Genomic DNA, 24,252 nt, shown 5'->3' with positions numbered 1-24,252 from the left:
CGCTTGACGCCCCCGGTCATTCGCGACACCTCAACGCCCAACGGCACAACGGAGGCGACCATGACCACGAAGATCATCATCGACACCGATCCAGGTCAGGACGACGCGCTGACGATTCTGCTGGCGCTGGCCAGCCCTGAGATCGAACTGTTGGGCGTCACTACGGTCGCGGGCAACGTCGGCGTGGCGCAGGCGACTGAGAACGCGATCAAGGCTCTCGACCTCGCCGGACGGCCGGACGTGCCCGTCCACGCTGGCGCGGAGCGAGCGCTGCTGCGCGAACGGGTGGACGCGACCCATGTCCATGGCCGCACCGGGTTCGAGGGCGCAGATCTACCGCCGCCGAGGCGCGCGCCCTCGCCTGGCCATGCGGTCGATTTCATCATCCGCACGGTGATGGAGAACGAGCCGGGCGAGGTGACGATCTGCGCCATCGGTCCGCTGACGAACATCGCGCTGGCGCTCGCACGCGAGCCTGCGCTCAGGACACGACTACGGCGTATCGTGACCATGTCGGGCGCCTTCGCTGAGGTCGGCAACATCACGCCGTCCGCCGAGTTCAACGTGTATGTCGATCCGCATGCGGCGGACATGGTCCTGCGTTCCGGCGTCGAACTTGTGATGGCGCCGCTCGACCTGACGCACAGCCTGCATACATCCGCCGCCCGTCTGGCGCGGTTCGAAGCGATCGGGAATCGCGTGGGGCGGGTGGTCGCGGGGTGGCTGCGCTTCGAGAAGCGGTTCGAGGCGACGAAATACGGCACGGATGGCGGTCCGCTGCATGATCCGAACACCGTTCTGTGGCTGCTGCGCCCGGATCTGTATCGCGGGAAGCTGGTCAATGTCCGCGTGGAAACGGCGAGCGAACTGACCATGGGCATGACAGTCGTCGACTGGTGGGGCGTGACCGATCTGCCGACGAACGTTCAGTTCCTGCGCGAAGGGGACGCAGATGCGCTGTATGACGTGATCGTGGAGTTGCTTGCGCGTTTCAAGGACGACGGAAACGGCGGGACTGTCGCTCCGGCATTTCTTCAGGCGCGGGACTCGTGATCGGGGCGTGATTGTTGCAGTGCGACGCATGTCCGGGACGGTGGCGGTCGAACCTCTGTAGTAATGTATAGCGCCGCGCCGCCAGCCTTGGGGCTTTCCGAACAAGGTCTCGATATGATTTCGCCTTCCGCCGTAAACGTGACGGTGCCGAGGGGCGCCGATCAACGATAGCGGCAGGTACAGTGGCGTACAGCCAGCGTGCATCGCCGCCAGCGTCTCGTCAGATGGCTCGCGCTCGTGACGTGGAGGCGCCTCCATGGTGGGTTCGAATCAGCGATCGCGCCTTGTCGATAATATCGTCTCGCCACGCCAGCGCAGCGAGCCAGTCGGCGGGGATGGCGCCAAGGCCGTAACGTGCTCCGGCGATCTGTCCCGCCACCGCTCCGACGCTGTCGGCGTCATCGCCAAGGTTCACGGCACGCAACACGATCTCCGTAAATCCGTCCTGGGGTGCGAAGGCCCAGAGGGCCGCTTCGAACGTATGGACGACATAGCCCGTCGATTGCACATCGCGTTCTGCGCGGGCGGTGATCTCTGGCGGTGTGATGGGTTCCGTGTTTCCGTGGGTCAGGTCGAATAAAATGGCCGCCATATTGCCCGCGATCCCCCGGCATGAAGCGTTGTGATGCGTCATGTCGCTCTGCCGACGCGCTGTGTCGATGGCGGCGTCCCTGTCGTCCAGATGCGCCAGAACTGCGGGGGCGAGACGCATGATTCCGCCATTGCCAGCGCTGTCAGTGTCATGGGCGGGCAGGTGGCCTTCGGTCTCCCAGTTCCGCAGCACGCCCGATGTCTGAAGCCCGATATCGAAACATCGTCCGTTATGGCTGTAGTCGCCGTATATGTACCATCTCAGCCAGCGGTTCATGACGCCAGCCGGGTCGGTAAGATCAGGATTCTCCAACACAGCGTCAGCCAGTGCGAGCGCCATGGAGGTGTCGTCGGTCCACTCGCCCGGGTTGAGGCCAAACACGCCGCCGCCGCGCATCCCGGTGACTGGCGCGAAGGACCCGCGGGGCTGGAACTCGACCGTCGTTCCGAGAGCGTCGCCTATGGCGAGGCCCACGAATGCGCCGATGGCGCGGTCTTCGATTGAGCCGGGCTTGATATTTTCAGTCATGATAGCCTCTCCATGCATGTATTCAGCCATGCCGGGGACGTTATGTCGAATGGGCGGAATTCATTCATGCGGACAAATGCTTGACCTCAGTCAGGCGCCAGTCATGATTGCGCGTATGTTGCTTGTCGGCTTGCTGAGCGCGACCGCCACCCTTTGCCTGGAAGCAATCGTGCAGGCAGGACCTCGAAAGACGATCACTCGATGACCAAGCCGATGCCGCGTATCTCCCGACGGGAGTTCCTTAAAACGTGTTGCGGATCGTTTCTGGTCTGCGCCACGCTTCCAGTAGTGTGCGTCGAAGCGGAAGGAGCCGGGACGGTGACTGACCATCTTACCTTCAGGGGATCCGATTACCTGTTCCGGTGGCAAAGCGGAAATCAGCAGGAATTCACGCCCGAAGGGCAGGAGGATCTGCAGAAGTGGCTGGAGATGATGACGATCGTCCGGTATCCGGACGCACATTCAGCGGATCGCATGGCGGAAATAGCCAACAACACGGTTGCGCTATACCAGAAGAACGGAAAAATCCTGAAAGTTGACGCTGTTCAGGCTACTGCCGAGAAACCAGCCATTTACTTCGCAGAAGCAGCGTTGTCTGACGCCGGCGTGCTTGAAATTGCCTTCGCTCGTCTTCAACTGGTCGAAAGTGGCGGTATGGGCGTAATTTATTCGCGCAGATTTTACGGCGTCAGCCCTGGCGTCAATCACGAAGCGTCGGCCTGGATGGATAAAAATGGGGCATTGATCGAACACGCTCTTATGGGATGGACGCTTCCTGCGCCGTGATAGTCAGAGGGGGGTGGCGTGGAGAAAAAGTTTGTTTGAAGCAGGGGAATATAAAATAACATCCCGCTACGGAGTTCTTCGCGACCTGATATTTCCCGTCTATGGGATTGCAGAAGCACTTTCCGTAGCCGGTCTGTTGCTCGCTATTTGTGTTTTCCTATATATGCTCAGTGGTCTTGAGTATGTCCTGCCCGAGTTGGTCGGGGCGTTTGTTGGGGTTTGGGTGCAGTGCTACCGAGCGCGTCCGCTCCGGATTACAGTTGCGCGCACGGACGCCAGCGCTATCGAAATGACCCTGCGCCGGTCAAAATTTTTTTCGGAAATGAAAAGTAATGTCTGGAGAGGCAAGAAAGACAGATGGTGGTCGTCGTGGCCTCACGAGGTGATTGCAGTTGCAGACGGCCGCTCAGGCGTTGATGTTGTGGCGCCAAAGCGTCTGATGAAATTCGTTTTGGCCGTTCTCAACGAAAGAGCACGGAATATCTCTCGGTAACATGATTGGCGCCTGGAACGTTCTCTGTAATCAGTGGCCGTGCAGGCAGGGTCATTACCTGGTGAGCCGAGTCCGGAATCGGCAAATGGACCATGGCTGGCCTGCTCCCCGCAGAAGCGCTTTTGAACGGCAATTCATCAGGCGGAAGTTCATGAGAAAAGGAGCGCACGGATCGGCTCCCGATGCGTTATACTTTCTGAACGTGCTTGTCCGTTCGGTCGCACTCGTCCGAAGGGCGGCGTCGCAAGGGAGAAACGACATGCAAAATCCTCTGGAAGAGTCGCCATCATTGCAGGCGCGGATCAAGGCGCGAGCGAAGGCGTTGTGGGAAGCTGATGGAAAGCCGACCTGCGGGCCGGAGGGCTATCTGGAGGCGGCGGGCGACCTCGTTGGAATGGAGATAAACCCGGAAGCGGGGCAGGAGCCTGTCGATCCGGCTGTTCCGCTTGGCCCGGACGGGCAGCCTATCGAGGATGCTCGGTTGCAGGATAATCTTGGCGATCCTGGCGGCAGCATGAATGAGCGCGATGAACTGCGCGAAACTCCGTTCGGCACGCGGGAGGAGGAGGCGTCCGCTTTGCGGAACGAATAACGGCGGGCATCTCAGCGGGCGGCCATCGCGGCGTCGTGCGACACATGTTTGTCGCTTGACGCCGTCGTCGCCTCTGGTCACGGTTCGCCTCGTTTACGCGACGGCGCACCGCCCCTCTGGCGTTCGCCAAGGCGGCAGAGGCGCCCGATGCATTTCATCGCCACGTTCGATCCCCGGTCTTTTCTCGATACATGCGCGAGCTATCTGTCTGCGTTCATTTTTGGAACGCTGATCGGCGCGGAGCGGCAATACAGACAGCGGACGGCAGGACTACGCACCAACGCTCTCGTCGCGCTCGGCGCAGCCGCGTTCGTCGATCTCGCCGTGCGCCTGACGGGCAATGACGGCGCGGTGCGCGTGATAGCCTATGTCGTGTCCGGGGTGGGCTTTCTGGGCGCAGGCGTCATCATGAAGGACGGGGCCAATATACGCGGTCTGAACACCGCGGCGACGCTGTGGTGCTCCGCCGCCGTAGGGGCCTGCGCTGGCGCCGATCTGGTGGCCGAGGCCGGGCTGCTTACCCTGTTCATCATCGCGGGAAACACGTTGCTGAGGCCATTGGTCAAGGCGATCGACCGTGTGCCGGTCGTAGGGCGATCCGCCGAGGCCACTTATTCCGTGAGCCTGCTGACCGATCAGGCTCACGCCGGATTGCTGCGCGACCTGTTAGTCGACCGGCTGGAGGCGGCGCGTTTTCCGGTCGCCGACGTGACGCTGTCTGATCGCGGGGAGGGAAGCATAGAAATTTCCGCTGTCCTGAGCAGCAGCGTCGTCGAGACGGCGGAACTGGACCGGGTGGTCGAATTTCTGGAAACGGAAAACGGCGTCACACACGCGACCTGGCTGACCGCGCGCGAGAACTGAGCCCGCTGCGGCTGACGGAGAAAACCGCACAGCCCCTGCTGCAGGCCGCTCGATTGCTTTTCCTGAAGCGGCGCGTCATCTTCGCAGTCATGTCCTATTCCCTGCCCGATCGAACGCGCCTGGCTGTTGCTCAGGCGTGGCTGTTCCCGCAACCGGGTGTCGGGCTGTGACGCGGCACGCAGAGGTCGCGCTCGCCGCCGCGGCGGCGATGGAACCGGGGGGAGCGCGCGCGGTCGCGCGGTGCGACCTGCTCAGCCGCTGGCCGTTCAGTGATACGCGCGATCATCTCTTCCGGCCGTTTCTCGGTCCGGGGCATGAGGCGACATGCGAGATTACGACCAGCTGGATGCAGGAGGCGGGAATGACCGTCTCCCTCGACCCCGCCGGAAATATTCTGGGACGATATGAAGGGCTGACGCCGGGGGCGCCCGCACTGCTGGTCGGTTCGCATGTCGACAGCGTCAAGGACGCTGGCAGCTATGACGGAATGCTGGGCGTCATGCTTGGCGTCGAGCTGGTCGACGCCTTCCACCGTGCGGGACGCAGGCTTCCGTTCGCGCTGGAAGTGATCGGTTTCGGGGACGAGGAAGGATCGCGTTTTCCGTCCTACATGCTCGGTTCGAGGTCAGTTGCGGGCGTGCTGCCGCCCGACGCTCTGGCGGTTTCGGACCGTGGCGGCGTGTCTCTGGTCAATGCGCTTTCGGACTGGGGCGTTGACCCGGATCGCTTCGCGGACGCTTACCGCGCGCCGGGCGAGGTTGCGGCGTATCTGGAAGCGCATATCGAGCAGGCGCCGTCTCTCGAAGAGGCGGGATTGCCGCTCGGCGTGGTCAGCAGCATCGCCGCGCAGGCGCGCTACTACTTTACGGTCGAAGGGATGGCGGCCCACGCTGGCACGGCGATGCACAAGCGGCGGGACGCATTGACGGCATCGGCGGCCATAGTGCTGGCCATCGAAGAGATCGCCGCACGCGGGCCGGTCGATCTGGTGGCGACCGTGGGGTGGCTCTCGACGGGCGAGAACTCTGCGACGAATATCGTGAGCGGTGCGGTCACGTTCAGCCTCGATCTGCGTGCGGCGCTGCGAGAGACCCGAGATCGGGCCGCGTCGGAGATTTTCGCGGCCGCCGCCGCGATTTGCGCCGAGCGGCGCGTCGGTCACGCGGTGGAGGAGCGCCATCAGCTCGCAGGCGCTGTCTGCGACCAGATGCTGAACGAGGCGCTTTCAGGCGCTGTGCGGGATGTCGCTGGGTATGAACCGCCGTTGATTGTCAGTCAGGCGGGGCACGACGCGATGAACATCGCGGCGATTGCGCCGGTCTCCATGCTGTTCATTCGCTGCGCAGGCGGGATCAGCCACAACCCGGCGGAGTCTGTTCTCGATGACGACGTGGAACTGGCGCTTGCGGCGATGATCCGGTTTGCTGACGAACTGGCGCAAAATCCGCGATTCAGGTCGCCGTGACGGAGACTGTTCTCAGCCGGAAGGTTTGCGCACGTGTCGTCTGCGGCAGCCATGCACATGGGCCTGCATGGCGTCGGCCGACGCTGGACGATTTTATGTCGGGTTATTTGCGTATCAGGGTTGCGTTTATTGCAAGTGAATGAATTCCCGCAAAAAATGGCACTCAGTGCCATTTTTCACGTCAGCGTGATGAAAGCGCCCCTTGCGACGGGCCAGTTATCTATATAGCGACGTATATAGATAACAAGACCAGAATGGTCCTGTTTGTTCGATCCGGCGTCCTGCCGGAATGGCATCGATCAGAACCACGGAGCGCCAATATGGCCGTGAATCAGGAACCACCCTTCAAGTCCCGGTATGAGAATTTCATCGGCGGAGAGTGGAAGGCGCCCGTGAAGGGCGAGTACATGAAAAACTCCTCGCCGGTGAACGGAAAGGTCATCTGCGAAGTCCCGCAGTCCACTGCGGAGGACATCGAACTCGCGCTCGATGCGGCCCACAAGGCGTTCCCGGTGTGGTCGCATATGTCGGCCACCGAACGTTCGCTCGTGCTGCTGAAGGCGGCAGACCGGATGGAAGCCAATCTCGACTTGCTCGCCCGTGCGGAAAGCTGGGACAACGGCAAGCCGATCCGCGAGACGCTGGCGGCCGACATTCCGCTCGCCATCGATCATTTCCGTTATTTCGCGGGCTGCATTCGTGCGCAGGAAGGCGCCCTGAGCGAGATCACCGAAGACACGGTCGCCTATCATTTTCATGAGCCTCTCGGCGTCGTTGGTCAGATCATTCCGTGGAATTTCCCGATCCTGATGGGGTCGTGGAAGCTGGCTCCGGCTCTCGCCGCAGGCAACTGCATCGTGATGAAGCCTGCCGAGACCACGCCCGCAAGCATTCTCATTCTTATGGAACTGATCGGCGATCTTTTCCCGGCGGGAACGCTGAACATCGTCAACGGCCTTGGCCGCGACGTCGGCGCCGCGCTGTCCAACAGCAAGCGCATCGCCAAGATCGCGTTCACCGGATCGACGCCGACGGGCAAGATGATCGCGCACGCCGCCGCGGAAAACCTGATCCCGGCTACGCTGGAGCTGGGCGGCAAGTCGCCGAACATCTTCTTCGCCGACGTCATGGATCACGACGACGACTATCTCGACAAGGCGATCGAGGGTTTCACCATGTTCGCGCTGAATCAGGGGCAGATCTGCTCCTGCCCAAGCCGCGCTTTGGTGCATGAGGATATCTACGAGCGCTTCATCGAGCGCGCCCTTCCGCGTGTGAAGGCGATCCGGCAGGGCAACCCGCTCGATCCGGAGACCATGATGGGGGCGCAGAACTCCACCATGCAGCAGCAGAAAATCCTCGAATATATCGGCATCGGCAAAGGCGAGGGCGCAGAGCTTCTCACCGGAGGCGCGACGCCGGATCTTGGCCCCGATTTCAACGATGGATGCTACGTGCAGCCGACCGTGTTCCGGGGCACCAACAAGATGCGTATTTTTCAGGAAGAAATTTTCGGACCCGTTCTTGCGGTGACGACGTTCAAGACTGAAGAAGAGGCGCTGGCCATCGCCAACGACACGGAATTTGGTCTTGGCTCCGGCGTGTGGTCGCGCGACGCCAACACTTGTTACCGCATGGGGCGGGGTCTGCAGGCTGGGCGCGTCTGGGTTAACTGCTATCATGTCTATCCGGCGCATGCGGCGTTCGGCGGATACAAGAAGTCCGGCATTGGTCGCGAAACGCACAAGATGGTGCTCGAGCACTACCAGCAGACCAAGAACCTGTTGGTCAGCTACAGCGAGAAGAAGCTCGGCTTCTTCTGATTGGGTCGGCCGGGGCGTTTTTCGCTCCGGTCCTGCTCTCCGCCGGGGAGCAATTTCTACAGCTATGAGGTATCGAAACTGATGTCGTCGAAAACCGGAATCGTCATTGTCGGCGGCGGAGTCGCCGGACTTGCTCTGGCGACGCGGCTTGGCGCGACGGTCGGGAAACAGGGCGAAGCGCGCATCACGCTGATCGATCGCGGTTTTTCGCACGTGTGGAAGCCCATGCTGCATTGCTTTGCGGCGGGCACGGCGTCGAACGAGAACGACCGTATCAGTTTTATGGGGCAGGCCAGCGCCCATAACTTTGAATTCTGGCCGGGCGACGTGGTCGGTCTCGACAGGGAAAAGCGCGAGATCACGCTTGGTCCGCTGCAGGCGTCAGATGGCCAGGTGGTGCTCGAGAGCCGCACCATCGGGTACGACCTGCTGATCTTCGCCATCGGCAGCTGCGCCAATGATTTCCGTACGCCCGGCGTGGCGGAGCATTGCCTGTTCATTGACAATCTTGTTGAAGCGAACGGGTTCAACGAAAAATTTCGTATGGAGCTTCTTCGCGCCTATGCGACGGGGAGCGAGCTTAATATCGCCATCGTCGGCGGCGGTGCGACGGGCACACAGCTTGCTGCGGAGCTGCACAAGGCGATTGAAATTGTCGAATTGCACGCGTTCGGCGCTTCGCCGCCGAAAATGCGGATCACGCTGCTGGAGGCCGGACCGCGCATCGTCCCGGCTTTCCCCGAAAGCGTGTCGGCTGCGGCTGAAAAGGAACTGGCTCGGCTTGGCGTGACTGTTCGCACGTCCGCGATGGTGTCCGGCGCCGACGCGGAGGGGTTCAGCCTCAAGGACGGAACGCATGTCCCGGCCTCGCTGCGAGTGTGGGCTGCGGGCGTGAAGGCGCCCGACGTCACCAAAGCATATGGCGGATTGTCGCTCGGTCGTTCTGGGCAGATCGTCGTTCATCCAAACCTGCAATCCATCGACGACGAACGGATTTTTGCGATGGGCGACTGCTCCTACATCGCGGACGAGCCCCTGCCGCCGACGGCGCAGGTCGCACGGCAGCAGGCGCATCATCTGGCGCGGCATATCCCGGCGCTGCTCCGCTCAGGCAAGCCTGTCCCGTCGTGCGTGTTTCGCAACAAGGGCGCGATCGTGGCGCTGGGCGATTACAACGGCTGGGGCACGCTGCCGGGCGGCGGTGTCTTCGGCGGCGGCTGGATGAAGGGGCTGGCCGCGCGGTTGGGCCACGTTATGCTGTATCGCCAGCATCAGATCGAACTTTACGGTTTCTGGCGCGGGATGATGTCGCTGCTGGCGGATCTGGTCGACGCGGCGGCTCGTCCGTCCGCCCGCTTGGACTAAAAACGCGGCCGTGGCGGACGGATGTCGGCCGATCTCCCGTGTGAGGCCGGCCGCTACCTCCGTCGCAATCAGAGCGCGCGCCTGCCTCAGGAAGGCGGAGGCTCGTGCGCCCCTTCACTGATGTGACGTCTGCCCGGCGTCCTGTGCGGGAGGCGTAACTGGCGGCGCATGATCAGGGCCGGGCGGAGGAGGCGGGGGCTTCGGTCCATCGGGCGGCGGCGGTCCGTCCGGGCCTTCCGGCGGCCTATGGCGGTGGCGATGCGGCGGTGGGGGCAGTTCGACCTCGACCACATCGCCGTTTTCGGCGACCACGAATCTGGCGTGCAGAACGCCGTGGCCGAAACGCCCCTGGGCGGTGAGGGTGTGGCCGACCGTCAGCAAACCGTCCCTGTCCGGGCCATGGCCGAGCTCAACCAGAATACGGCCGGTGCCGTCATCCAGAATGGCGTCATGGCCGAAAACTTCAGCCACGCGGGCCTTGACCGTGACGGGGCCGTGCGATTGCTGCAGCCTGTTTATTGCGACCGGAGCGATGGGCGCGGTCTCGATCACGGGGCGGCGAAGTGACGCCATGCCGTCTCCGATGATTCCTCCGACCAGAAGCAGGCCGATGGCGGAGGCCGCGGTCCGGTAGCGTCGTGTTTTTTCGACCGACATGGTCAAACTCCACAGGTTGTCGTTGAACGGAGGTTTACCAGCGCGCTCCTGACGCACGCTGAACCGGGCTGTTCAGGTTGGGTTCAGATTGCACGGCGTAGGAGCGCAGTAGCGCCGTTATGGATGGCGCTGGCGTTCGGAGGTCGTAATGCGTGTTCTGTTGCTGGAAGATGACGAGGCGCTGTCTGACCGGATCGCCCGTGCGCTTCGCGCAGAAAATTTTGCTGTCGACGTGGCGGCGGACGGGGAGGACGGCGCGCATCTGGGCGAGACCGAGACGTATGACGTTGCGGTGCTCGACATCGGGTTGCCGACGCTCGACGGGGTCAGTGTGCTGCAGCAGTGGCGCGCCGCGCAGCGCCGCATGCCGGTGCTGATTTTGACGGCGCGGGACGGGTGGTCTGACAAGGTGCGCGGGTTCAAGGCGGGCGCTGACGATTACCTCGTGAAGCCGTTTCGGATCGAGGAACTGGTTATGCGTTTGCGCGCGCTGGTGCGTCGCGCAGCCGGGCATTCGACCAGCGCTCTCTCATGCGGCTCTCTGAGTTTCGATGCCCAGACTGGGCATTTCGAAAAAGACGGCATACCCGTGCGTCTGACCGCGCTGGAATGGCGCGTGTTGTCCTGCCTTATACTGCGTATGGAGGCGGTCGTGGAGCGCCTTGATCTTCTGGAGCGGGTTTACGAAGGGGACGCTGAGGTCGACTCCAATTCGCTCGAGGTGATTATTGGCAGGTTGCGACGCAAGATCGGCGCGGAGATGATCGAAACGCTGCGCGGGCGTGGTTATCGGCTGACTGCAGGCGGAGCCGCGTGATGCGGGTTCTGCCGCGTTCGCTGACCGGGCGTCTGCTGGTCACGACCTGCGTGACGCTGCTTGTCGGTTTCGGTCTGTCCTCGATCATCATAGGCCATGAACTGGGCTGGCTCGTTCTGCATGACATGGACGAGCGCCTGGACGCGCAGATCGAGATTCTGGCGTCGTCCGTTGATGCAAACGGAACGCTCGATCCGGGATTCCACGTAGACGCGCCGCCGTTCAATCGCCCGGGTTCGGGGTGGGCTTGGGAGGTGATCGGAGACGCTGGCACGGTGCGTTCAGCGTCACTGAACGGGGCGGACCTGCCGATGCCCCCCCCTCCGCCGCCTCCACCGGAGCAGCATCTGCCGCGTATGCCGCATTTCCGGCGAGATGGGGTGATGGTGCGCGGCGAGCTCGTTTTCCCCCGCCCAATGGACGTGCGGGGGCGGGACGGCCGGCTTCTTCACTACCGTGTGGCGTCGGTCCCGACGTCGTTCGGTCGTTCGGTTATTATCGTGGCCGGACCACGAGAGATCGTCGAACGGCCGCTGCGCCGGGCGATGACGCCGTTGCTCGTATGCCTGGGGGGAATGGCGTTTTGCCTGCTCGTCGCCCTGTTTGCGCAATTGCGCGTCGGGCTCGGCCCGCTGGTGCGCCTGCAGGCGATGGTTGCGGAGGTGCGTGCGGGCAAGCTGAGGCAGATACACGTGTCCGAGCCGACGGAACTGCTGCCGCTCGTCGATGAACTGAACGAATTGATTCAGGCGAATGAGCAGGCTGTGGCGCGTGCGCGCACGCATGTCGCCAATTTGGCGCATGGTCTGAAGACGCCGCTCGCCGCGCTGAAACTCGATCTCGCGGAGTCCGCGTGCGACGCTGACGGGCGGCTGGCCGCGCTGGTCGAGCGGATGGAAAGCCAGATCCGGCGACATCTCGGTCGTGCGCGCGCGACGTCGGCCGGAACCGCCGCGCACCCGGTGGAAATTGTGGCGCCTCATATCGAAGATCTCGTCTCGGCTCTGAGGCGTCTTCATGCCGAGCGTCGCCTCGATATCGAGCAGAGTGTTCCGGACGACCTTCTGGTGCGGTGCGACGGGCAGGATCTGGATGAGATGCTCGGCAACCTGCTCGACAACGCCTGGCGACATGCGCGCTCGAAAGTTCGGATTTCCGCTCCTCGCGGCGGGCGTCTGGCGCAGGTTCTGATCGAAGACGACGGCGCGGGGCTTGGCGAGGCGGAGATGCTGCAGGCGATGCAGGAGGGCAGGCGTCTGGACGAGACTGAGGCCGGATACGGCTTTGGTCTGTCGATCAGTCGAGAGCTGTGTGAGCTTCATGGAGGCTCGCTGGAGCTTCGGCGCTCCGGGCTTGGCGGTCTAGCGGCGGTCATCACGCTGCCGCGTGGCGGCGGTACGGAGTAACGCTCGATTTGTCGGTTGCAGGGCCATTTGCGTCGTTACGGCCTGTGCGGGAGTTGTCCCATATGGAGCGCTTCCCCTCATCGTGAAGTGGGGGACCTCGTCGTCCCGTGTCATTGCGCGGCAAGTTCGAAGATGGCTGACGGTCTGAAAATCGCCTGCCGTAACGCTGTCTGGAGGAAATTTCGTGTTCGCCCTGATTTTCATAGCCTTTTTTCAGTCGTCGCTGGGCGCCGCGCGTTCGTGTCGCAAGTGCTTTGTCGGGGGATGAATGATGGAGCTTGGTCAGCGTATCGCAACCGTATTCGGCGGTTCCGGATTTCTTGGCGCCTATGTGGTCCGGAAACTCGCACAGGACGGGTTTGTCGTGCGTGTCGCGTGCCGCCGCACGGATCTGGCCGAGCGCCTGCGGTCACTGGGCGACGTTGGGCAGATCGCGCCGTTCTATGCGCCAGTGGAGGACGAGAGCGCCGTCGCGACGGCGCTGCGCGGCGCGTCGACGGTCATTAATCTGGCGGCAGTGCTCGGAGGCAGGGCGCTGGAAACCGTCAATGTCGCCGGCGCCGGGCGTGTGGCCCGGCTGGCTTCCGCAGAGGGGGTGACGTCGTTCATTCATATGTCGGCGCTCGGCGCCTCGGTCTCCAGCCCGTCCGCCTACGGGCGTAGTCGCGGGGCAGGTGAGGCCGAGGTCCGGCAGCATTTTCCCGATGCGACGATTTTGCGCGCCTCTGTGCTGTTCGGGCCGGAAGACGGGTTCTTCAACCTTATGGGAGCACTTGCTCGATATGTGCCGCTGGCGTTGCCCGTTTATAGCGCGCGGACGCGGTTGCAGCCTGTCTATGTGGCTGACGTCGCTGAAGCGACAAGGCGCGCCGTCGCCGCTTTTGGCGAGGGAGAGGCGGCGGCCCCGGGGTCGCTTCGCCGCTCCAGAGCGTCGCATGTGTACGAGTTGGGCGGCCCGGAGGTCCTCTCGATGACCGAAATCGGGCGAAAAGTGCTCGAAATGACCGGTCGGAGGAAGGTAGTCTTCGCGGTGCCTGACGGAATTGCTGAACTTCAGGCGGCCGTGCTGGAGCGGTTGCCAGGGCGGATGCTGACGCGTGATCAGCTTCTGATGTTGTCGGTCGATAATGTCGTAACGGGCGTTGAGCCGGGACTGGAGGCCTTTGGAATTACTCCGACGCCGCTTGGTCTTGTGGCGCCGCAATACATGGCGCGTTTCAGGGATGCTTCATAAAAAATATACAAAACAATCGCTTACAATTAATTTGGTCCGGTTTGATTCCTTTCGTTCTCCGTTCGGCTTGCGACCATCGAGGTCATCGCTGTCGTTTTTGTTAAAAAGGTCAGTATTGCTGCCTTTTGTCTGTCTGGAACTTGAGCTAAGTCCAGCGTCCCGCTTCAGACATGTCATGCGCTGGATTGAATCCGGCGATAAAGGAATTGAGCACCATGTCCGCTCCCATGCTTTCGTTCGTCTCGGTACCACAGGCGCAGCCGGACAAGCGCACGGCGGATGCGCGGCTCAAGGATTTTGACGAGATTTACGTTGATTTCGCCCGTTCCGAAGCGGAGCGGCAGGCGAGCCGTTGCTCGCAATGCGGCGTGCCGTTCTGTTCGGTCCATTGCCCGCTGGGGAACAATATTCCCGACTGGTTGATGCTGACCGCCGAGGGACGCCTTGAGGAAGCCTACGCAGTGTCCTCGGCGACCAATACTTTCCCCGAGATCTGCGGCCGCATCTGCCCGCAGGACAGGCTGTGCGAAGGCAACTGCGTGATCGAGAAGGGCTTCGAGAGCGTCACGATCGGCGCAGTCGAGCGTTTCGTCACCGATACGGCGTTCGAGCAGGGATGGGTGAAACCGGCGCTTCCGGTGCGCGAACTCGGCACGTCCGTAGGCGTCGTCGGCGCAGGTCCTGCGGGCCTCGCCGCCGCCGAGCGGCTGCGCGCGGCGGGGCATACGGTGCACGTATATGATCGTCATGACCGCGTCGGTGGCCTGCTGATTTACGGCATTCCCGGCTTCAAGCTGGAAAAGCATATCGTCGCACGTCGACAGAAGCTCCTTGAAGAGCAGGGCGTGGTCTTCCATCTCAATCAGGCGATTGGCGCCGGTTCGGGCGAGGTGTCGCTCGGTCAATTGCGGGAGCGTCATGACGCGGTCCTGATCGCGACCGGCGTCTACAAGTCTCGCGACATCGGCGGGCCGGGTTCGGGCCTCGCGGGCATCGTGCCTGCGCTCGATTACCTTACGGCCTCCAACCGTCGTTCTCTGGGCGACGCGCTGCCGGAAGGCGAACTGGATGCGGCCGACAAGGACGTCGTCGTCATCGGCGGCGGCGACACCGCCATGGATTGCGTCCGCACGGCGGTCCGTCAGGGCGCGCGTTCAGTCAAATGCCTCTATCGCCGCGACCGGGCGAACATGCCCGGTTCGGTCCGCGAGGTGAAGAACGCGGAGGAAGAGGGCGTCGAGTTCGTCTGGCTCGCGGCGCCGGAGGCCTTCCTTGGCGATGATACGGTGACCGGCGTGCGCGCGCAGCGCATGCGTCTGGGGCTGCCGGATGGAACCGGGCGTCAGTCGATCGAGCCGGAGCCTGATGGCCTGTTCACGGTCAAGGCTGATATGGTCATCAAGGCGTTGGGCTTCGACCCGGAACCGCTGCCGGAGCAGTGGGACGCAGAGGATCTCGAAGTGTCGCGTTGGGGCACGCTCAAGGTCGATCGGGAGCGTTTCGAGACCAGTCTTCCGGGCGTGTTTGCAGCGGGCGACATCGTGCGCGGCGCCAGTCTGGTGGTCTGGGCCATTCGCGACGGCCGCGACGCAGCGACACAAATTCACAAATGGATCAAAGAGCGGGCCTTGGCCCCTCTGGCGGCGGAGTAAGACAACATGGACCAGAATTCCGGTTTCGGTTCCGCCCGTGAGAGCGGAGATACCTTTGTAGAAGCGTGGCGGCGGAATGCCGAGACGCTCCAGAGCGGCCTATATGACCCGACGGACGAGCGCGATTCCTGCGGCGTCGGTCTGGTTGCGGCGCTGGACGGCAAGGCGCGTCGCGACGTCGTTCAGGCTGGTATCGAGGCGCTGAAGGCCATCTGGCATCGCGGCGCCGTCGACGCTGACGGAAAAACCGGTGACGGCGCCGGAATTCATGTGGAAATCCCACAGGATTTCTTTGCCGCGGCCATCAAGGCGAATGGCGAGACGCTGGCCCCCGGCACGCGTATAGCGGTCGGTCAGGTGTTCCTGCCCAAGACCGACCTGACGGCGCAGGAGCGCTGCCGCCAGATCATCGAAACCGAGATTCTTGATTTTGGCTACGCCATCTATGGCTGGCGGCAGGTGCCGATCGACACCGCGTGCATCGGCGAAAAAGCCAACGCCACGCGTCCCGAGATCGAGCAGATCATGATCCGCAATCTGCCGGGCCATGATGAGGCGCGTTTCGAACGCGATCTGTATGTAATCCGGCGCCGGATCGAGAAGGCGGCGATTGCGAACCAGGTCGATCTCTACATGTGTTCGCTGTCGTGCCGTTCTCTGATCTACAAGGGCATGTTCCTTGCCGAGCACATCACGGACTTCTACCCGGATCTGCTGGACGAACGTTTCGTTAGCCGCTTCGTGATCTATCACCAGCGGTATTCGACCAACACGTTCCCGACCTGGAAGCTCGCGCAGCCGTTCCGCCGGATCGCCCATAACGGCGAAATCAACACGATTTCCGGCAACATCAACTGGATGCGCAGCCACGAAACACGGCTGGCCGACCCGGAACTCGACCCCTTCATGTCCGACATCAAGCCGGTCGTGCAGGTGGGTGGGTCCGACACGGCCACGCTGGACAATGTGTTCGAACTGCTGACCCACGCCGGGCGCGACGCGCCCGCGGCGAAGACGCTGCTGGTGCCCGCGAGCGTCGGCGCGCATTCGTCGATGAAGGCCGAGCATCGCGACATGTTTTCGTACTGCAACGCCGTCATGGAGCCGTGGGACGGTCCGGCGGCGCTGTGCGCCACGGATGGACGCTGGGTTATCGCCGGGCTTGATCGCTCCGGCCTGCGCCCGCTGCGTTACACACTGACTGCCGCCGGGTTGCTGATCGTTGGTTCTGAGACCGGCATGGTCAAGGTTCCGGCCGCCGAGATTGTCAGCCGCGGCCGCCTTGGGCCGGGAGAGACGATCGGCGTCGATCTGGACGAAGCCAAGCTTTACGGTAACGAGGAGCTTCTGGACCTTCTCTCCTCTCGTCAGGATTTTTCCAAATGGGTCCGCAAGATCCAGAAGATCGGCTCCATCGTTCGTAACGACGTGACCGAACCGGTCATGTTCGGCGTCGAGGAACTGCGTCGTCGCCAGCTTTCCGTCGGCACGACGCTCGAAGAACTGGAAGTCATCCTGCAGCCGATGGTCGAGACTGCGGCCGAAGCCGTGGGCTCGATGGGCGACGACACGCCGCTTGCGGTTCTGTCGGAGCGGTATCGTGGCCTGTCGCACTATTTCCGTCAGGGCTTCAGCCAGGTCACCAATCCGCCCATCGACTCCCTGCGTGAATCGCGGGTGATGAGCCTCGTCACGCGTCTGGGCAACCTCGGCAACATTCTTGCGCAGAGCGAGGAGCAGTGCGATCTGCTGCAACTGCCCAGCCCGGTTCTGACCAATGGCGAGTTCGAGGCGCTCCGCAATTTCTGCGGCGCGGACGGCGGCTCGATCGACACGACATTCCCTGTCGCGGACGGCGAGAACGGCCTGCGCGAAGCAATCGCGCGCATCCGCAGCGAAGCCGAGGACCGGGTCCGCGAAGGGTGCAGCCACGTCTTCCTGACGGACGAGGCGCAGTCGCCCGAACGCGCGGCCATTCCGGCGATCCTGGCGACGGCGGCGGTGCATACGCATCTCGTCCGCCATTCGCTCCGCACCTTCACGTCGCTGAACGTGCGCGCGGCCGACGTGCTGGACGTGCACGCCATCGCCGTGACCATCGGCGTCGGCGCGACGACCGTAAACCCGTATCTGGCGCAGGAAAGCATCGCCGATCGTCTGCGGCGCGGCCTGTTCGGCGACATGTCCCTGCGCGAAGCCGTCGAGCGTTATCGCAAGGCGGTGGACAAGGGCCTGCTCAAGATCATGTCCAAGATGGGCATCTCGATCACGGCGGCCTACCGCGGCGGTTGCAACTTTGAGGCCGTGGGGCTGTCCCGCGCCCTGACGGCCGAATTCTTCCCCGGCATGCCCTCGCGCATTTCCGGCATCGGCCTGCCGGGCATCGCGCGCAACGTGCTTACCTTCCATGAGGAAGCGTGGGGCATGGGCGACAGCGTTCTGTCGGTCGGCGGTCTTTACAAAATGCGCCGCAGTGGAGAGGTCCACGCCTTTGACGGCGGGCTGATCCATATGCTGCAAACAGCAGTCGCTAGCGACAGCTTTACGATCTACAAGCGTTACGCCGACGCCGTGCATCGTCAGAAGCCGGTCGCGTTGCGTGATCTTCTGGATTTCCGCCCGGGCCGTCAGGCCATCCCGGTCGAGGAGGTCGAGAGCATCACGCAGTTGCGCAAGCGCCTTATTGCGCCAGCAATTTCTCTGGGCGCGCTCAGCCCGGAAGCGCACGAGACGCTGTCGATCGCGATGAACCGCATCGGAGCCAAGTCGGACTCCGGAGAGGGCGGCGAAGATCCCGCACGCGCCAAGCCGCGCCCTAACGGCGACAATGCGTCTTCGGCGATCAAGCAGGTCGCGTCGGGACGTTTCGGCGTTACGGCCCAGTATCTGAACGACTGCCGTGAGATCGAGATTAAGGTCGCGCAGGGCGCCAAACCGGGCGAGGGCGGGCAGCTTCCGGGCTTCAAGGTTACGGAGCTGATCGCGAAGCTGCGTCATGCGACGCCGGGCGTGACCCTGATCTCCCCGCCGCCGCATCACGATATCTACTCGATCGAGGATTTGGCGCAGCTCATCTACGATCTCAAGCAGATCAACCCCGAAGCGCGCGTGACGGTGAAGCTGGTCGCGCGTTCGGGCATCGGCACGATCGCGGCGGGCGTCGCCAAGGCGAAAGCTGACGCGATCCTGATCTCCGGCCATTCGGGCGGCACGGGCGCAAGCCCGCAAAGCTCGGTCAAATATGTCGGACTTCCGTGGGAACTGGGGCTCGCGGAAGCGCATCAGGTGCTGATGCTGAACCGCCTGCGTCATCGCGTGACCCTGCGCACGGACGGCGGCATCAAGACCGGCCGTGACGTCGTCATTGCCGCCATGCTGGGCGCGGAAGAGTTCGGCATCGGCACGGCGAGCCTTGTCGCGATGGGGTGCATCATGGTGCGCCAGTGTCACTCGAACACCTGTCCGGTGGGCGTGTGTTCGCAGGACCCGGCGATGCGCGCGAAATTCGAGGGCACGCCCGAGAAGGTCATCAACCTGTTCTCGTTCATCGCAGAAGACGTCAGGAATATTCTCGCGTCGCTGGGCTTCCGCACGCTGAACGAGATCGTCGGGCGCACCGACCTTCTGCATCAGGTGTCGCGCGGCGCGGACTACCTCGACGATCTCGACCTGAACCCGCTTCTGGTTCAGGCCGATCCGGGGCCGGAGGCGCGCTATTGCACGCTCGAAGGTCGCAACGAGGTGCCCGACACGCTCGACGCGCAGATGATCGCGGACGCGAAACCGCTGTTCGAGCACGGGGAGAAGATGCAACTGCACTACAACGTGCAGAACACGCTGCGCGCCATCGGCACGCGCATCTCCTCGCTGATCGTGCGGCAGTACGGCATGAGCACGCTGGCGCCGGGTCATCTGACCGTGCGTCTGCGCGGCTCGGCCGGACAGTCGCTGGGCGCGTTTGCGGTGCAGGGCCTTAAGCTGGAAGTTCTTGGCGACGCCAATGACTATGTTGGCAAGGGCCTGTCCGGCGCCACGATCGTCGTCCGTCCGCCTGCGTCGTCCGCGCTGGCGTCCAACACCAACGCCATCATCGGCAACACCGTCCTGTATGGCGCCACCGCGGGCGCGCTGTATGCGGCGGGGCTGGCGGGCGAGCGGTTCGCCGTTCGCAACTCCGGCGCCGTTGCGGTGGTCGAGGGCTGCGGATCGAACGCCTGCGAATACATGACGGGCGGAACGGTCGTCATCCTTGGTGAAACAGGCGACAATTTCGGCGCGGGCTTCACCGGCGGCATGGCGTTCGTCTACGACGCAGACGACAGCTTCGAGCAGAAAATCAACCCGGACAATGTGTTCTGGCAGCGCGTGTCCGATCCGAAATGGGAAAAGACGCTGCGCGATCTGGTCGAGACCCATGCGCGGGAGACGCATTCGAGCTACGCCGAGATGCTTCTGCACAAATGGCGGCACACTCTGCCGAAATTCTGGCAGATCGTGCCGAAGGACTACGCCCGGGTCATCGGTTTTCCGATCCCGGAGCGTGAGGCGATTTCTGCGTGATTAGCTGAGGGCGGGCTGGTGACGGCCCGCCCTCGAAGTATCCTGATTATTTAGGTATGTGGTGTCGTGTTTAGGGGGTAGCGGAAGGTCGGCTATTAGGCACGAAAACTGGACAATCGGCCACAATCTCTACCGAAATGGCTGACAGTTTCGCCCTACCTTTCACCGCATGTCAGTATGTTTGCGCTCAATAATAACCGAAAATTGCTTATTGTATTCTAGGAAGAATTAACGTCGTATTATGTTCCAAACTGTTTAATAACTATATCAACGAGCGAATTTTTAACGGCTTCCACGCGAGGTAAACATCCAGATCGCTCATGTATTAGTATCCATAAATCAGAAACAAGAGGGGACACCTCTGGAAGCGCGGGTACTAAATCAGCCCCCTGAGCAGCGAAGTTTGGTAGGACAGCCAGTCCAATTCCCTGCTTTACGGCAGATAGCTGAGCGCTTAGTGACGACAAACGCAATATTGGATGGAACCCGGGGTAAAGCGTCTCTAACCAAATCGCCATGGTTAAGTAGTGCAAGTCCGCCGCCCATCCGATAACCCGATGGCCACAAAGATCTTCCGGTCGCACTGGTACGCCGTAACGTGCGACATATGTTTTTGATGCATAAAGACCGAAAGGAATCTGTCCCAAGCGACGTTGCAGATAACTTCCCTGATCAGGGCGAACAAGCCGAATAATAATATCGGATTCTTCGCCGACCAGACGCGTCGTCCGTACACTGGAACGTAATTCGATCTGGATAGCTGGGTGGTCGCATATGAACTCGGACAAGCCGGGTAGTAACACGTCCTGGCCAAGTAGTTCAGGAGCTTCGATACGAACAGGTCCAGCATAGTCATCGTGCCATCCTTGAGCGCTTCGCTCGAAAACTCGCATTTGCGCTTCGGCACGCTCTGCCGCCGGCACCAGATCATGCCCCGTTTCTGTTAAGTCATAGCCGTCACGGTGGGAGCGGAAAAGGCTCACCTTGAGCACAGACTCCAATGCTTCGATCCGACGCGAGACTGTGGACGGGCTTACCCCGAGGTGCGTCGCTGCAGCACTGAGGGATTTCAGGTTTGCGACCGCGAGGAAAAACCTCAAATCATTCCAGTCCATGTCTGGTTTCCATTTTTGGAAAGTTGGATTCCATTAAAGAACATGGACTTGATAGAGAATTCAAGTCATTTTATGCAAAGTTTAGAGGAATTACAGCGATGTCACTGGAAATGGAAGCGATCCGGTTTTCCGAATATGGAGATCCACATAATTTTTCCCTCGAAAAAGTCGATTTACCAAATCCCGTCGCGGGCGAAATCCAGATTCGTCATTTGGCGATTGGCGTAAACTACATCGACATCTATCATCGTAAGGGCGTGTTCGCTCCAAAACTTCCGTTGCCGAGTGGCCTGGGAGTTGAGGGGGTCGGGATCGTCACATCAGTTGGGTCAGGCGTTTCGCATTTCGAAGTTGGGCAGCGTATCGCCTACGTTGGCGGCCCGGCTGGTGCTTATGCAACCCATCGGAATCTCCCTGCTGCGCGCGCTCTGGCGGTCCCTGATGGTTTATCGACTGAAAACGTGGCGGCTCTCATTTTCAAGGGTTTGACGGCGGAATATCTCATCCACCGCTGCGTACCGATTGCTGCCGGAGATGTCGTTCTCTTCCACGCCGCAGCGGGGGGCGTCGGCTCGATCGCTTGTCAATGGTTGCGCCATATCGGCGCGTCTACCATCGGAACTGTGGGATCCGAAGAAAAGGCGGAGATCTCACGAAGGAATGGCTGCGATCACGTCATCATATACACACAGGACGATTTTCAAACGCGGGTGGCAGAAATCACTGGCGGACAGGGCGTTCGTGTCGTCTACGACTCTGTTGGAAAAACGACTTTTTACAAATCGCTCGATTGTCTCCACCCTCGTGGCACGCTTGTAAGTTTTGGCGAGAGCTCCGGCCCGATTGATCCTCTCCCTATCCCGATTTTAGGTGGGAAAGGTTCGCTCTTCGTCACGCGTCCTTCGATTGCGCATTACACTGCCGATCGCCGTGAATATGAGGTTGCGGCCCACCATCTTTTCGACGCCATGGCGAACCACGTCATTACAGCGCCTCATGTTACGGCTTATCCGCTTCATGATGCCGCACGTGCTCATCGGGACATGGAAGATCGCCGCACCACCGGATCGATCATCCTGATTCCCTGATGTCTTCAAGCTTCTTTTTGGCGGTTACAACCATGTCTGATGCAATCGACCTGACGCAAGAACGTCGGAAATATACACCAAAAGCCGATCTGGATGAGGTCAGGCGCAATTATGATTATGATATGGAGAAATTCCTGACATACTCAAGTACCAGAGACATCAACCCTGATCCTGCCGCGCTTACGTCTTATCTTGTTTCCGCCTATCACAGTCTTGAAAAAGGACTGGCGATGGAAGTGCCTAAGGCCGGGTTTGGTTTGCGAAAAATTCGCCCGATTCTCGCTGCAATTGCGGAGCTGGAGAGCAGCGGGAAAGCGAGCGTGGCGACCCGAGGCGCGCGGGGTTGCATGCGAGCCTATGTGCAATATCACGACGATCGAGGGCTGCCATTACCGATTGAGGTCGAGACTGAATTACGCGCGCTTGTCGCTGGGATGGGAGCCGCGGATTATCCCGGCGGTTCCATTACACTCAACCGCAAGGAGATCGAAGAGGCGACGCTCTTCGATTATGATCGGTTCATACAAACACGTTGCAGCGTAAGACATTTTACGGGAGAAAGCGTATCTCCCGAAGATATCAAAAAGGCCGTGCAGCGAGCCATCAAGACGCCACGCACATGCAACCGCGAAATGCGTCGCGTTTATGCGGCTTATGATCCAGAATTGCGCAATTATCTTCTGAGCTATCACAATGGCAATCGCGGATTCGGTCATAAACTTGGCGCCGTGTTGGTGGTTACCGTCGATTTGCGCGAATTTGATATGATCGGAGAGCGTAACCAGGGCTGGATAGATGGCGGGCTCTTTGCAATGTCGCTCGTCTACGCTCTGCATGCCGGCCATTTGGGAACCTGCATGCTGAACTGGTCTGAGGATTATGTTCGGGATCAGCGACTGCGCGATGCCTTTCAGATTCCCGACCATGAGATAATCATTACATTCATCGGCGTCGGTCATCTACCTGAAAGCTTTGAGGTGGCTGCGTCACCTGCGCCTAGCGCTGATGAGGTGCTCTCGATTATCGCGGTGCGGCCTTCTGGTTCTTAGCAATCGTGTAGTCAACTTAACGAGTGATGAGCCGGGACGTCGTCGGGGTAATTTCCTGAGCCTGAAGTAGGCTTTATTATATTTGAACCATACTCCGTCGGAGAGCAAAGCGCTGACATCAATCAACGGTTCTTCGAACCCTTTAGACGATGTGCTATACATAATCCTCTTAGGTGTGCCTGCAAATGATTGTTGGTGGGTTTCTGAGTGTCGTAAAGACCAAACCTATCCGGGGGTGCGTTCAGTCATGAAGCGAATGCCCAGTGCCATGAAGGCAAGCCCCGCGCAGCGATCGATCCAACGTCGGCATCGCAGAAACGCGGCCGAAACCCGCTCATGGCTCAGCACCATCGCAACCAGACCAAACCAGCCGGCAGCAATAGCGAACATGGCAAATACGCAGGCAAGTCCCAGCTGGACTGGGGCGTGCTGCGGCATAGCGGCGGCGAAAAGGCTCGAGACAAAGACGGGGGCCTTCGGGTTGGCCAGATTGGTCAGAAGTCCTGTGCGAAAGCCGCCGGAAGTGGGATCAGTTGACGCGGTTGTGGCATCCGCTGCGCTGGGCTTCCAGCTCCCGATCAACAGCGTGCAACCAGCTATGAACAGATAGAGCCCGCCGCCAACTTTGAGTAAAAGATAAAGCCAAGGAGCGGCATAAAACAGCGTACGGATCCCGAAAAACCCGCATATCCCCCAAATCGCGACGCCGGTTGCGATCCCCAGCGTCGCCCGCCACGCCGCCGATCGGCCCCGCAGAACAGCAAGGCGCGTCACAAGCAGGAAATCCAGTCCAGGTACAATCATCGCGATCAGCCAGAATGCCGAAACAGCGATAACGACATAAAGATCCTGCATCAGGCTCATGTAATTGTTTGATCCTTGGAACAGTTTTTACTTGGCAGAATCATAATGAACTGCACGCACAGGCCGTGAGGCATGCAAATTTCGAACATTCTTTCCCTCAATGCAAGCACCTGACGACATCCGCTTTCGGAAGAGCATTCTATGGCTCTAAATTTCTAGGGCCTGTTAGGTCTTGAAAGACGGAGCGCACTGCATAGCTCTTTGTCATGAGCATGATACAGTCTGTATTTTCCGATGATGCATGGTCGA

General features: G+C 61.1%; 19 protein-coding genes. 15 read left to right on the top strand and 4 right to left on the bottom strand.

From position 1 onward, the window contains the following. The first annotated feature begins 60 nt into the window (after positions 1-60). Positions 61-1,053 carry a nucleoside hydrolase gene (locus tag G442_RS22665; RefSeq protein ID WP_051292393.1) on the top strand — a complete coding sequence of 331 codons (993 nt, stop codon included), beginning with the start codon at positions 61-63 and terminating at the stop codon, positions 1,051-1,053. 220 nt (positions 1,054-1,273) lie between these two features. Here the strand turns inward: G442_RS22665 and G442_RS22660 are convergent, their stop codons facing one another. Further along, positions 1,274-2,173 carry an ADP-ribosylglycohydrolase family protein gene (locus G442_RS22660; protein ID WP_051292392.1) on the bottom strand — a complete coding sequence of 300 codons (900 nt, stop codon included), beginning with the start codon at positions 2,171-2,173 and terminating at the stop codon, positions 1,274-1,276. 201 nt (positions 2,174-2,374) lie between these two features. Here G442_RS22660 and G442_RS22655 point away from each other — a divergent pair, with 201 nt between their 5' ends. The 7 genes from G442_RS22655 (at position 2,375) to G442_RS0115185 (ending at position 9,561) form a co-directional block, all read left to right on the top strand. Continuing rightward, positions 2,375-2,959, top strand: coding sequence for a hypothetical protein (locus G442_RS22655; protein WP_084440641.1), 585 nt, complete (start codon positions 2,375-2,377; stop codon positions 2,957-2,959). A 31-nt stretch (positions 2,960-2,990) separates the two neighbouring features. Beyond that, complete coding sequence (locus G442_RS0115215) at positions 2,991-3,452, top strand: hypothetical protein (RefSeq protein ID WP_026398678.1); 462 nt, start codon at positions 2,991-2,993, stop codon at positions 3,450-3,452. Positions 3,453-3,711: 259 nt separating this feature from the next. Then, positions 3,712-4,044 carry a hypothetical protein gene (locus G442_RS0115210; protein WP_026398677.1) on the top strand — a complete coding sequence of 111 codons (333 nt, stop codon included), beginning with the start codon at positions 3,712-3,714 and terminating at the stop codon, positions 4,042-4,044. A gap of 147 nt (positions 4,045-4,191) precedes the next feature. After that, positions 4,192-4,908: an MgtC/SapB family protein gene (locus G442_RS0115205; protein WP_026398676.1), complete on the top strand. Its 717-nt coding sequence runs from the start codon at positions 4,192-4,194 to the stop codon at positions 4,906-4,908. 166 nt (positions 4,909-5,074) lie between these two features. After that, positions 5,075-6,373: an allantoate amidohydrolase gene (locus tag G442_RS22650; RefSeq protein ID WP_246791247.1), complete on the top strand. Its 1,299-nt coding sequence runs from the start codon at positions 5,075-5,077 to the stop codon at positions 6,371-6,373. 320 nt (positions 6,374-6,693) lie between these two features. After that, positions 6,694-8,196, top strand: coding sequence for an acetaldehyde dehydrogenase ExaC (gene exaC / locus G442_RS0115190; RefSeq protein ID WP_026398675.1), 1,503 nt, complete (start codon positions 6,694-6,696; stop codon positions 8,194-8,196). 81 nt (positions 8,197-8,277) lie between these two features. Next, positions 8,278-9,561 (top strand): NAD(P)/FAD-dependent oxidoreductase, encoded by a 1,284-nt coding sequence (locus G442_RS0115185; protein WP_026398674.1) that lies wholly within the window; start codon positions 8,278-8,280, stop codon positions 9,559-9,561. 114 nt (positions 9,562-9,675) lie between these two features. Here G442_RS0115185 and G442_RS24035 read toward each other — a convergent pair whose 3' ends face one another. Further along, positions 9,676-10,218: a hypothetical protein gene (locus G442_RS24035; protein WP_146882552.1), complete on the bottom strand. Its 543-nt coding sequence runs from the start codon at positions 10,216-10,218 to the stop codon at positions 9,676-9,678. A gap of 148 nt (positions 10,219-10,366) precedes the next feature. On the opposite strand from G442_RS24035, the gene G442_RS0115175 reads away from it, so the two are divergent. The 5 genes from G442_RS0115175 (at position 10,367) to gltB (ending at position 19,887) form a co-directional block, all read left to right on the top strand. Next, positions 10,367-11,035 carry a response regulator gene (locus G442_RS0115175; protein WP_026398673.1) on the top strand — a complete coding sequence of 223 codons (669 nt, stop codon included), beginning with the start codon at positions 10,367-10,369 and terminating at the stop codon, positions 11,033-11,035. Continuing rightward, positions 11,035-12,441 (top strand): sensor histidine kinase, encoded by a 1,407-nt coding sequence (locus G442_RS0115170; RefSeq protein ID WP_026398672.1) that lies wholly within the window; start codon positions 11,035-11,037, stop codon positions 12,439-12,441. Before G442_RS0115175 ends, G442_RS0115170 begins: the two co-directional genes overlap by 1 nt. A 271-nt stretch (positions 12,442-12,712) precedes the next feature. Then, positions 12,713-13,675: a complex I NDUFA9 subunit family protein gene (locus tag G442_RS0115165; protein WP_026398671.1), complete on the top strand. Its 963-nt coding sequence runs from the start codon at positions 12,713-12,715 to the stop codon at positions 13,673-13,675. 215 nt (positions 13,676-13,890) lie between these two features. Further along, positions 13,891-15,327, top strand: a complete 1,437-nt coding sequence (locus tag G442_RS0115160) for an NAD(P)-dependent oxidoreductase (RefSeq protein WP_026398670.1) — start codon at positions 13,891-13,893, stop codon at positions 15,325-15,327. Between the two features lie 6 nt (positions 15,328-15,333). Next, positions 15,334-19,887 carry a glutamate synthase large subunit gene (gene gltB, locus G442_RS0115155; protein ID WP_026398669.1) on the top strand — a complete coding sequence of 1,518 codons (4,554 nt, stop codon included), beginning with the start codon at positions 15,334-15,336 and terminating at the stop codon, positions 19,885-19,887. 239 nt (positions 19,888-20,126) lie between these two features. Here gltB and G442_RS24520 read toward each other — a convergent pair whose 3' ends face one another. Next, positions 20,127-21,002, bottom strand: coding sequence for a LysR family transcriptional regulator (locus G442_RS24520; RefSeq protein WP_084440640.1), 876 nt, complete (start codon positions 21,000-21,002; stop codon positions 20,127-20,129). Positions 21,003-21,025: 23 nt separating this feature from the next. On the opposite strand from G442_RS24520, the gene G442_RS0115145 reads away from it, so the two are divergent. Together G442_RS0115145 and G442_RS26235 are read left to right on the top strand one after the other, a co-directional pair. After that, positions 21,026-22,090 carry a quinone oxidoreductase family protein gene (locus G442_RS0115145; RefSeq protein WP_246789479.1) on the top strand — a complete coding sequence of 355 codons (1,065 nt, stop codon included), beginning with the start codon at positions 21,026-21,028 and terminating at the stop codon, positions 22,088-22,090. Positions 22,091-22,122: 32 nt separating this feature from the next. Next, positions 22,123-23,139 carry a nitroreductase family protein gene (locus tag G442_RS26235; protein ID WP_084440639.1) on the top strand — a complete coding sequence of 339 codons (1,017 nt, stop codon included), beginning with the start codon at positions 22,123-22,125 and terminating at the stop codon, positions 23,137-23,139. A gap of 225 nt (positions 23,140-23,364) precedes the next feature. Here the strand turns inward: G442_RS26235 and G442_RS22640 are convergent, their stop codons facing one another. Continuing rightward, the gene (locus G442_RS22640) at positions 23,365-24,003 is read right to left on the bottom strand and encodes a LysE family translocator (protein ID WP_176589881.1); all 639 of its coding nucleotides are present in this window, start codon (positions 24,001-24,003) and stop codon (positions 23,365-23,367) included. Positions 24,004-24,252 lie beyond the last annotated feature (249 nt).

The organism is Acetobacter nitrogenifigens DSM 23921 = NBRC 105050 (genome assembly GCF_000429165.1).
In the GTDB taxonomy this organism is placed as follows: domain Bacteria; phylum Pseudomonadota; class Alphaproteobacteria; order Acetobacterales; family Acetobacteraceae; genus Acetobacter; species Acetobacter nitrogenifigens.
This window is presented reverse-complemented; position numbering and strand designations above follow the sequence as displayed.